Origin of the sequence: Pseudoalteromonas sp. SA25, from assembly GCF_011378705.1 — a bacterium.
GTDB lineage: Bacteria > Pseudomonadota > Gammaproteobacteria > Enterobacterales > Alteromonadaceae > Pseudoalteromonas > Pseudoalteromonas arctica.
Window position 1 is genome coordinate 109,557 of record NZ_WTKV01000001.1, and the last position, 10,958, is coordinate 120,514.

Sequence of the window (10,958 nt, forward strand, 5' to 3'; positions counted from 1 at the left end):
AGCGACCTTCAAAATTACTAAGGTCGGCCGTGTTAGTTAATTACAATCCCCCTATGAGTCCGTATTTAACAATACTTTTTCAGGATGACGACTTACTGATAGTTAATAAACCAAGTGAGTTATTAACTGTCCCAGGTAAAGATCCTAAACATGCCGACAGCTTAATTAATCGTGTTAATCGTGTTTTTCCAACAGCGAGAATAGTGCACCGCTTAGATATGGCGACTTCTGGCATACTGTGCCTTGCCATGAATAAAGCAGCGCACAGACATTTAAGTATGCAGTTTCAAGAGCGCGAAACAGCTAAACGTTACATAGCACGTGTATACGGACAACTTGAAGCTGAAACAGGAACAGTAGATTTACCCCTTATTTGTGATTGGCCTAATCGCCCAAAACAAATGGTTGATCACGACAGAGGTAAACCTTCGCTTACGCATTTCAAAATACTTGAGCGTGAAGAAAATGCAACCCGTGTAGAGCTAACTCCCATCACTGGTCGCTCGCATCAACTACGTGTGCATATGTTAAGCCTTGGTCATCCTATTTTAGGTGATAGACTTTACGCCCACAAAGAGGCACTTGCTGCCGCTCCTCGCTTACAATTACATGCACAAATGCTGCAATTAAAGCACCCCGTAACTGAGCAAGTACTTACTTTTGAAGCCGAATTAGAGTTTTAACAGGTTCAAATTCACTAGCTAATTCGCTCTATCTATTAAACTTTTAGATAACCTTGCCGATACCTAACTAATTGTCATTAGTTAGGTGCGTTATGCTATTTCCACGGTTTTTAAAAAGGGCTTTTTATATACAGCTCAGCTGTGCCCTACTTTTAGCTAACCCCATCAGCGCGGCTGAACATATTGCCCCACCTAATCTATCAAGCATTGAAAATAGCGATATTGAGCGACTACTTCCAAGCGATGAAATAAAGCCTATATTGGCGGGTGAAACAGAATTTTTAAGCCTTTACAGCGAGTATATGAGTAGTGATTTTAGAGGTATCGTAATACTTATACCCGACTGGCATTCTTCACCTACCAATAATTCAGGTATGAGCTACTTGCGTAAAGAGCTTAATAATTTAGGTTACAGCACCTACGCAATGACAGTACCCGACATTGATTGGCAAGCAAGTAAAATGGCCGAAGCAATGCCCAGCGAAACCGAAGCTGCGCCTAGTAAAGCCGAGGAACTTGCATCACCCGACACAGCAACAAACGCCCAATCGCAGCCTGCAAAAATAAAAGAAGAACCTCATTACGTTAATGCAATTGAAAAAGTAACTGACGACATACTTGATAACTATAAAATAAATCTCATTTCTCGATTTAATGCGCTCTATCAAACCGCTATGGAAGATTCCAGTAATATAGTGGTTATAGCACAAGGCACGAGTGCAGGTGTGTTATTGGAGTACTATGCAGATTTTCCGGACGAGAGAGTTGAGGCATTTATCAGTTTAAGTAGTTACTTACCTAATACCAAGCGTAACGAAAGCTTGAGCCAAACAGCATCACTTGTTACACCCGCCTTACTTGATATTTACTATGCAAATGACAGCACAGACATTTTAATGAGCCTTAAAAATCGTCAGCGCTGGGTTGACCGAAATGCAAAATTTGATTACCGCCAACGCCAGTTGTTTGGCTTGCGCGATCAACCCGATCAACACGCACGCCTAACAAAAGAAATAGACGGTTTTTTACGCCGACTTTTTTAAATACTCATAAGCAGCTTGAATATCTTGGCTCTTTTTAACAGCCAGTTCCATCATGTGCTTTGGCAAACCTTGCGATACTAATTTATCTGGATGATGTTGCGACATAAGTTTACGGTACGCTACTTTTATATCACGCTGCGTTGCATCGCTACTTAAGCCTAATAACGCCAATGCTTGCGCACGGTTCATATTATTATTTGGCGGTACATGTTGGCCAGAACCTTCACGGTAACTACTACTTTGACCTTGGTTTTGTTGCTGCTGATTAAAGCGCTGTTGTTGCTTTCTAAAGTTAAACTCAGCTTGATAACGTTTTAATACAAATGCAAAGTGTGTTTTAGAAATGCCTAGCTGTTTACTTACTTCTGCTAATAATTGCTTTTCTTGTTCGGCTAGCACCCCGTCAGAAAACGCCATTTGAATTTGTATTTCTAAAAATAACTGTATTAAATCGTTTCGTTTAGCAAAGCGTTCTTTAAAATCGTGTACTGTTTCTTTAAGTGAAAAGTCGCTCTCTTTACCTGACTGAAATGCATGCTGTGCTTCACGGCGTTCTTCGCCTTTTAAGCCCATTTCATCCATAAACAAGTTAGCCGCTTTTATATGTACTTCGCTGACTCGGCCGTTCGACTTCGCAATGTGCCCCATGACAGCAAAGCAGCTTGAAAAGAATAAAGCTTGGCGCTCGTGAACATCGTCACCACTAAATAAGCTAGAAAAGCCCCCTGCTTTATCAAAGTTATTTTTTAAGCTTTTATCAAATAAATGACCTAGGTATAAACCTAAAATGGCACCAAATATTTTGCCAAACATAAAGCCAAAACAAAAACCGAGAATTTTTCCCCACATCTATAATACTGCCTTCTTAAAAATTGAGTTATTACGCCTCAAGGCGCCTGTTTAATTGGTTTAAACGCTCTGGTGTACCAATGTCATCCCACTGCCCTATATAGAGCTCAGTTGAGACTAAATGTTCATTTAGCTTTTCACGTAAAATAGGCCCTAAAGGGCGAATACCTTGCGTTAATCCTTTAAAAAAATCAGCCTGATATCTGCCAATCCCCGAAAATGTATATTTTTGACTCTCGGCCGGCAAATGACTCAATGCAAAGTCGCCATCTGGATTGTGTGGCGGGTTTTCTATAAGCACTATGTGCGCCTCACTGGGTTGTAAATGAAGTTGCATTAGCGCACTTACATCGTAGTCGGTGTATACATCGCCATTTACTACAATGAACGAGTCACCCAACAGCGGTAACGCTTCAATAATACCGCCGGCAGTTTCAAGGCCACCTTCAACTTCTTGGCTATAAAGTATATTTACGCCAAATTGGCTGCCATCTTTAAAGTAGCCTTTTATTTTATCACCTTGCCACGCAAGGTTTATTACAATATCGGTAATACCGGCAGCTTTAAGATTATTTATATGGTGCTCAATAAGTGGCTTTTCGGCCACTTTTAACATTGGCTTTGGCATATTTTGCGTAAGCGGCATCATACGTTGTCCGCGCCCTGCAGCTAAAATCATCGCTTTCATGAGCGCTCCTTTGCTAACTTTTCAGTCACTTTTGGCACTATGGTATTTTTTGTCCACTCACTCAATGCTTTAAGCTCTGGGTAATTTGCCGCTACTTCAATAATGTAATCAAGAGTCGGTAGAATATTATCTAAATAACCTGTTTTACCATCGCGTAAATACAATCGACAAAATATACCCGCAGCTTTTAAGTGGCGCTGTAATCCAGTTAAATCAAACCAATATTTAAACTCACCAAATGAAGTATTAGCCAGTAAATTTTGAGCCGTAAATTCCTGATAAGCAAAATCAAGCAAGCTTGTTAACTCTTTTTGAGGCAGTTTAAAGTAGCAATCGCGTAGTAGCGAGACTAAATCGTAGCAAAGCGGCCCGCGTACAGCATCTTGATAATCTATAATTGCCCACTGGCCGTTACTGTTCATAATATTACGGCTATGGTAATCGCGATGAACGGTAACAGTTGGCTGCTCAAGCATGGCCTTTATTAATAGCTCTGAACTTGTTTGCCACATTACTTTTTGCTCTGCGCTTAGTGGTTCATTAATAAAGTCATTCACTAACCACTGGCTAAATATATCAAGTTCTAGTGTTATAAAATCTTCGTTGTACGCTTGCATAGCAGAAGCTGCCGGCGTTTTAGCCCATTGAGCGCTTAAACTAATTAATGCTTGATAGTGCTCGGTGCGGTTTGCATCATCAAGCATGTCAGCTAGGTGCGTACTCCCTAAATCACTAAGAACAAAAAAGCCCTGCTTTTCATCACTTGCAATAATAGTGGGAAGTAAAAAACCTTGCTCAACAAACACCTGGTTTAGCGAAATGTAAGGTTCGTTATTCACTTTTTTGGGATCTGAGTCCATCACTATTAAATGCTTATTATCGTGATTTAAACGGTAATAGCGACGAAAGCTAGCATCACCCGTGATCGCGTTTAAAGTATGCGACTTGGCATTAAGCTGTGTGTTTATAAATTGTTGTAAATTCTCAAAGCGTGTCATTTTATAAGATATCTATTTTTCACTAAGTTAATTAGGTCAATTACTGTAATTGCCATTATTTTCCTTTATTATGTGTATATTATATTAAACACACAGTATTAAGGTCGATAAATGAGCAAAACCTGGGGCATATTGATGCTAAGCGTAGTTAGCGCACCATCGCTTGCCGAAACTGAACTGGCACACAACCTTTGTGGCATTTCAATGCAAACCAGAGCTTGGCAACCACTTGAAGGCCTTAACCTTGGTGAAGTTGATATTCAAGCTGATGATGTTGAGCTACTTGGCACTCAAAGCGCTGAATTTACCGACAATGTTGATATTAACACCCTTAAGATGAGTTTGTCCGCACAAACTGCGTTGATAGACAAACAGCGTGGTTTATTAAATGCAACGGGGCCAATTACTTATCAAGATTACGTAAGTAAAGTAAACAGCACCGGATTAAATGCCGATTTAAATAATTCAGAAGTCAGTTTGTTAGGCGCCGACTACAGCCTAACCGAACAACAAGGTAAAGGCGGCGCTGAAAAGCTTACTGTTAATCAGTCTGGCCTATTACTCATGAATGCAAGCTTTACTACTTGCCCGAGTGACACCCCAGTATGGGAAATTGAAGCTGACGAAATAAACCTTTCGCGCGAAGAAGGTTGGGGCGAAACATATAACGCCGTATTACGCATTCTCGATACACCTGTTTTATATTTACCTTATTTTACATTCCCGCTAGATGAGCGCCGTAAATCGGGTTTACTTACCCCGACTATTTCAAGCTCTGATAAATACGGCCTTGAAACAATTACGCCGTACTATTTAAATATTGCACCTAATTTTGATGCCACTATTACGCCTCGTTATATGTCTAACAAAGGGCTGCAATTACAAACCGAATTTAGATACCTAACAGAGCAACATGAAGGCTTAGTAGGGATTGAGTATTTAGATAGTGATGATTCTGAGCCAGACTTGAATGAACGCTATATGTTTCATTGGCAACAGCAAAGTTATCTGGGTGAAAACTGGCGCGCAAACGTTGATGTAACCAATGTAAGCGATGATAACTACATCACCGATTTAAGCTCAAATTATGCCAGTAAAACCGATACACAGCTTTATCGTACTGGTTCACTAACTCATTTGGGTGATACATGGCGCACCGATATTAAAGTACAAAACTTTGAAGTACTGGGCGATCACTTAGAGTCATACACTGCAATACCACAAGTTAATTTTACGCAAACTGCGCCTTGGCGTTTTGATAATTTTGATTTTAGTGTGTCTGGGGAGATTAGCCATTTTACTAATGACTCATCAGAAGTGGCCATAGACAACGCAACTCGTGTACACGTAGAGCCAAAAGCCCGCTACAACTACGCAACGCATGCGTGGTCATTTTTATCTGAAGTGAGCTTATTGCAAACTAATTATAAGCAAAGCGGAAACTTAACAGGCACGCAATACAGCGATACCGTATCGCGTACTATTCCTAAAGTACGTTTGTATTCTCAGCTTAATTTTGAGCGTGACGCATCTTACTTTTTTGAAGATGCTATACAAACGCTAGAGCCGCAAATTCAATATTTATATACACCTAATAAAGACCAGTCAGACATTGGCTTGTTTGATACAACCAAGTTACAAGACGATTATTATGGTTTATTTAGAGATGTGCGCTTTTCGGGTGTTGACCGCATAGCAGCAGCGAATCAGTTTACTTTAGGTGCGACAACGCGCCTATTTGATAAAAAACAAGAAGAAGTATTTAATTTTAGTGCCGGCCAAATATTTTATTTAAGTGACGATGCCAAGCCAACAGAGCAAGGCTTGAACTCAGACACTAATTATAATGCACTATTTGCAGCTCAAACCATGTTACATTGGCACCGCCGTTGGTACCTCGCTGGAGGTATTCAATACGATACAGATGGCAAGCAAATGGTACAGTCAAATGTAACACTTGATTATAAAGGTGATAATAATCAGCTAGTACAATTGAACCATCGCTATGCAAATGATGTCTCAGGAAATACAATCGAGCAAGCAGGTGTATTTACAAGTATTCCTATTAGCGACGAATGGCAATTTATTGCAAGCTATCATCGAGATCTTGAAAACAACAGAAGTATCGAAGTATTGAGCGGATTACAGTATGAATCATGCTGTTGGGCTATCCAAATTACTGGGCACCGCCAAATTGAAACAGATTTAAATCAATCAATAGGCCAAGAACAAGCAACTTTTGATTCAGGTATTAGTTTGAATTTTGTATTAAAAGGACTTGGCAGTAAAAGCCGTTATGATGCACAAAAATTATTACAACAAGGTATTTTTGGCTATCGTAGACCGTATTTTCTTAGTAACTAGAGTACTATCAGCAAGAGTAGTAAAAAGAATATGAATTTAAAAAAATTATTAACATCAGCAGTTTTAAGTGCCAGCCTTTGTCAAAGTGCAATGGCCGCACCAGTAGAAATAGATAAAGTTATTGGCGTTGTAAACCAAGGCGTAATTTTAAAAAGCGAAGTAGACACCATTATTAATCGTGTTAAAAAGCAAGCCGAAGAACAAAACCAGCAATTACCAAAAGATGAAACTCTTCGTGTACAAGCTGTTGAGCGTTTAGTTAATCAAGCCCTTATGATACAAATGGCTGAACGTATGGGATTACAAATCTCAGACAGCCAACTCGATCAAACTCTTGCAAGCATGGCACAAGAGCAAGGCGGTACAATTGCCGATTTACGCCGTACTATTGAAGGTTCGGGCGAAAGCTTTCAAGCTTACCGTGAAGAAATTCGTAAAGAAATTACAACGCAGCAAGTAACACGTGCAAGCGTTGATCGTCGTATTTATATTAGCGAACAAGAAGTTGATAACCTTTTAAAAATTATGGAAACCCAAGGTCAAAGTGCTGAAGAGTACGACATTGGTCATATTTTAATAGATATCCCTAACGATGCGAACGCTGACGAAATTGCTGGCGCAAAAACACGCGCAGATAAAGTTATTGAGCTATTAAACGATGGCCAAGAATTTAAGCGTATTGCTATTTCATCATCAAGCGGCTCTAAAGCACTTGAAGGTGGACAGCTTGGTTACATGGGTATTAACGAAATGCCATCACTTTTTGCTGAAGCAGTAAAAGGCCAAAAGAAAGGCGCTATTGTTGGCCCTCTTCGCTCTGGTGCTGGCTTTCATATCATTAAAGTACAAGATGTTCGTGGTCTACAAGTTGTAGAAACAACTGAAGTGCGTTCACGCCATATACTAATTAAACCTTCAATTATTTTAAGTGAAGAAAAAGCACGCTCTATGCTTGCAGGCTTTGCAAAAGACTTACGCGCAGGAACTGCCGACTTTGGGAAACTAGCTAAAGAGTACTCAGAAGATCCTGGTTCTGCACTTAAAGGTGGCGAGTACGATTGGACAGATCCAACTACCTACGTACCTGCGTTTAAAGATACATTGCTTTCTCTTAAGCAAGACGAAATAAGCGAACCGTTTAGAACACAGTTTGGTTGGCATATTGTGCAGTTACTTGGTAAACGTGTAGCTGATAAAACTGAGCTAGCTAAACGTAACCGTGCTCACGGTATGTTGTTTAACCGTAAATTTAAGGAAGAAAGTTTTAACTGGCAGCAAGAAATGCGCGAGCAAGCTCACGTTGAAATTTTCACAGCAGACCAATAAATATGACCTTAAGAATTGCTATTACACCGGGTGAACCCGCCGGTATTGGCCCAGATTTGCTACTCACGCTTGCTCAGCAAGCGTGGGATGTTCAACTTATAGCGATTGCCGATGGCAAACTATTAAAAGAGCGTGCAAAACATTTAGGCTTAACAATAAACTTAATTAAATTTGATGATAATGCACCCGCTATCACAGCACCTGCTGGCAGCTTGTATATTCATCAAGTTGATTTAGGGGTTGATGTAGAACTTGGCGTACTAAACGACGGTAACGGACAATACGTGTTAGATACCTTGCGTATAGCAAGCGAAAAAAACATGGATGGCACCTTCGATGCAGTCGTTACGGGCCCGGTTCACAAAGGTATAATTAACAAAGCAGGTATTTCGTTTAGTGGGCACACTGAGTATTTTGCGCAGCAATCAAATACTGCTGATGTAGTTATGATGCTTGCAACAGAGGGCTTACGCGTTGCACTTGTAACCACGCATATTCCACTAGCGTATGTATCGCGTGCCATTACACCTGAGCGTTTAACTAAAGTGGCGGGTATTTTAAATCACGACTTACAAACTAAGTTTGGTATAGAAAAACCACGTATTTTAGTGTGTGGCTTAAACCCGCATGCAGGTGAAGATGGCCATTTAGGTCGTGAAGAAATAGAAACAATCACGCCAACGCTTGAGATACTTAGAAGCGAAGGTATGAATTTAATTGGCCCACTACCGGCCGATACCTTATTTCAAGATAAATACCTATCTGAAGCAGATGCAGTGCTTGCTATGTATCACGATCAGGGATTACCTGTGCTAAAATACAAAGGATTTGGTAAATCGGTAAATATTACCCTTGGCTTACCATTTATCCGCACATCAGTTGACCACGGTACTGCACTCGATTTAGCAGGGACTGGTACAGCTGACGTTGGCAGTTTTGAATTAGCGATCCGCGAAGCAATTAAGCTCGCCCAAGAAAAAGCACAAAATCAATGACCGATAAAGTACATTTAGGACACCGCGCTCGTAAGCGTTTTGGGCAAAACTTTTTATTTGATGAATCTATTATCGATAAAATAGTCTCTGCGATCGATCCTAAACCAGAAGACAACCTAGTAGAAATTGGCCCCGGCCTTGGCGCAATCACTGAGCCAGTAGCCGAATTAAGCGGCCATTTAACGGTTGTTGAATTAGATAAAGATTTAGCGCAACGATTAATTGAACACCCATTTTTGGGTCCTAAATTAACCGTTAACCAAGGCGATGCAATGACGTTTGACTTTGCAAGCTTGGTTCGCGATGACAAAAAATTAAAAGTGTTTGGTAATCTACCTTACAATATTTCGACACCGTTATTGTTTCATCTTTTTGAATTTTCAGATCATATTGAGCACATGCACTTTATGCTTCAAAAAGAAGTAGTAAAACGCATGGTAGCAGGCCCAGGTAGTAAAACATTTGGCCGCTTAAGCGTAATGACTCAATACTACTGTAATGCAATGCCGGTTGTTGAAGTACCACCTGAGTGCTTTAAACCAGCGCCAAAAGTTGACTCTGCGGTTATACGTTTAATACCTAAAAAGCCAGAGCAACGTACAGCAAAAAGCGTTAAAATATTAAACACAGTGTGTTTAGAAGCCTTTAATCAACGCCGTAAAACACTGCGTAACAGTTTAGGTAATTTACTAACTGCAGAAGAGCTTACTAGCATTGGCATTGATATAACGCTGCGTGCTGAGCGCTTATCTTTACAACAATTTATTGATATAGCTAACTGGATTTATGACAACAAGCAGTAATATTGGATCGCCTGTAAAGGTGTCTGTAGAAACATTTTACGTAGAAGGCCAATCTCAACCTGAGCTTGAAAAATACGTATTTGCTTACTCAGTAACGATTAAAAACCATAGTTTATGTAGTGCAAAATTACTGAGCCGCTATTGGTTAATTACCGATGCAAATGGCAAAGAAGTAGTAGTAGAAGGTGAAGGCGTTGTTGGCGAAATGCCAGACATTGGCCCAGGCGAAAGCTATAAATACACCAGCGGTGCAATTTTAGATACACCTGTAGGCACAATGCAAGGCCACTACACGTTACGCAACGAATTTGGCTCTGAGTTTCAGGCGCCTATTAATGTGTTTCGTTTGGCTTGTCCTAACATTTTGCATTAAGCATTTAGATGGCAGATTATGCGATAGGTGATTTACAAGGGTGTTTTAGTGAATTTAACACCCTTTTGCAACGGGTTGATTTTAACCCAAGCAAAGATCACCTTTATTTAGTTGGCGACATAGTTGCCCGCGGGCAAGACTCCCTAGCCTGCTTAGACTACATTTATCAACATCAAAATAGCATGACCATCACTTTAGGCAATCACGACCTTCACATGGTTGCCTGCTACTTTCTTAACAAACCTACCAATCCAAAAGATAAACTAAACCCAATATTTGAAAGCCCAAAATTAGCGCGTTACATCGCTTTTTTACAAACCCAACCATTGGCCTTAGAGCTTATAAAATATAACTGTTTTATATCTCATGCCGGATTAAACCCCGATTGGTCTATTGAAGACGCGCTAAAACAAGCACAGTTTGCACAAAGCTGTTATCAATCAAACAATGCTAAAGCATTTTTTGAACACATGTATCAGCCTCATCCTATTGAGTGGTCAAGCAATCTTGATGACTTTGCAAAGTTTAGATACATAGTTAATTATTTTACCCGCATGCGATTTTTAACAAGTGATAACAAACTTGAGCTTAATGCAAAGGGTGCAATAACCGATAGCCAAACATTAACCCCTTGGTTTAACCATCCTAATATAGCTAAAACTAAACACGATATTATTTTTGGCCACTGGGCCGCGCTTGAAGGTAGGACAGGTAATCCGCGGGTTCACGCCTTAGATACAGGCTGTGTATGGGGTAACACCATGACCCTAATGGAGCTGAGTACTAAAAAAGTAATTATCGAAAAATCCCACCTTTCGTCTAAATAAACTGAAAAA

The 10,958-nt window shown here is 40.2% G+C and carries 11 protein-coding genes; 8 read left to right on the forward strand and 3 right to left on the reverse strand.

The annotated features are described in order from the left end of the window. Positions 1-29 precede the first annotated feature (29 nt). On the forward strand, positions 30-683 hold the full coding sequence (rluA, locus tag GQR45_RS00600) for a bifunctional tRNA pseudouridine(32) synthase/23S rRNA pseudouridine(746) synthase RluA (protein WP_165724773.1): 654 nt from the start codon (positions 30-32) through the stop codon (positions 681-683). A gap of 92 nt (positions 684-775) precedes the next feature. Next, positions 776-1,726 (forward strand): DUF3530 family protein, encoded by a 951-nt coding sequence (locus GQR45_RS00605; protein ID WP_165724774.1) that lies wholly within the window; start codon positions 776-778, stop codon positions 1,724-1,726. On the opposite strand, the gene djlA is transcribed toward GQR45_RS00605, so the two are convergent. From djlA to GQR45_RS00620, 3 genes are read right to left on the reverse strand one after another with little or no spacing between them, the layout of a single operon-like run. Further along, positions 1,709-2,575: a co-chaperone DjlA gene (djlA, locus tag GQR45_RS00610; RefSeq protein ID WP_165724775.1), complete on the reverse strand. Its 867-nt coding sequence runs from the start codon at positions 2,573-2,575 to the stop codon at positions 1,709-1,711. The two genes, GQR45_RS00605 and djlA, sit on opposite strands and share 18 nt — an antisense overlap. A 31-nt stretch (positions 2,576-2,606) precedes the next feature. Further along, a complete protein-coding gene (gene murU / locus GQR45_RS00615; RefSeq protein ID WP_165724776.1) occupies positions 2,607-3,263 on the reverse strand; it encodes an N-acetylmuramate alpha-1-phosphate uridylyltransferase MurU in 657 nt (218 codons plus the stop codon). Then, the gene (locus GQR45_RS00620) at positions 3,260-4,261 is read right to left on the reverse strand and encodes a phosphotransferase (protein WP_165724777.1); all 1,002 of its coding nucleotides are present in this window, start codon (positions 4,259-4,261) and stop codon (positions 3,260-3,262) included. Before GQR45_RS00620 ends, murU begins: the two co-directional genes overlap by 4 nt. A 111-nt stretch (positions 4,262-4,372) precedes the next feature. Between GQR45_RS00620 and lptD the strand changes: the two genes are divergently transcribed. Genes lptD through GQR45_RS00650 form a run of 6 tightly spaced genes read left to right on the forward strand, consistent with a single transcriptional unit; the run spans position 4,373 to position 10,949 of the window. Then, entirely contained in the window at positions 4,373-6,625 is a 2,253-nt protein-coding gene (gene lptD, locus GQR45_RS00625) for an LPS assembly protein LptD (RefSeq protein ID WP_165724778.1), read from the forward strand. A 30-nt stretch (positions 6,626-6,655) separates the two neighbouring features. Continuing rightward, positions 6,656-7,951 (forward strand): peptidylprolyl isomerase SurA, encoded by a 1,296-nt coding sequence (gene surA / locus GQR45_RS00630; RefSeq protein ID WP_007585086.1) that lies wholly within the window; start codon positions 6,656-6,658, stop codon positions 7,949-7,951. 2 nt (positions 7,952-7,953) lie between these two features. Further along, positions 7,954-8,946, forward strand: a complete 993-nt coding sequence (gene pdxA, locus GQR45_RS00635; protein ID WP_165724779.1) for a 4-hydroxythreonine-4-phosphate dehydrogenase PdxA — start codon at positions 7,954-7,956, stop codon at positions 8,944-8,946. Then, positions 8,943-9,749: a 16S rRNA (adenine(1518)-N(6)/adenine(1519)-N(6))-dimethyltransferase RsmA gene (gene rsmA / locus GQR45_RS00640; RefSeq protein ID WP_007585090.1), complete on the forward strand. Its 807-nt coding sequence runs from the start codon at positions 8,943-8,945 to the stop codon at positions 9,747-9,749. The genes pdxA and rsmA overlap by 4 nt, the downstream gene beginning before the upstream one ends. Beyond that, a complete protein-coding gene (apaG, locus tag GQR45_RS00645) occupies positions 9,733-10,122 on the forward strand; it encodes a Co2+/Mg2+ efflux protein ApaG (RefSeq protein WP_007585091.1) in 390 nt (129 codons plus the stop codon). Before rsmA ends, apaG begins: the two co-directional genes overlap by 17 nt. 8 nt (positions 10,123-10,130) lie before the next feature. Next, entirely contained in the window at positions 10,131-10,949 is an 819-nt protein-coding gene (locus GQR45_RS00650) for a symmetrical bis(5'-nucleosyl)-tetraphosphatase (RefSeq protein ID WP_165724780.1), read from the forward strand. Positions 10,950-10,958 lie beyond the last annotated feature (9 nt).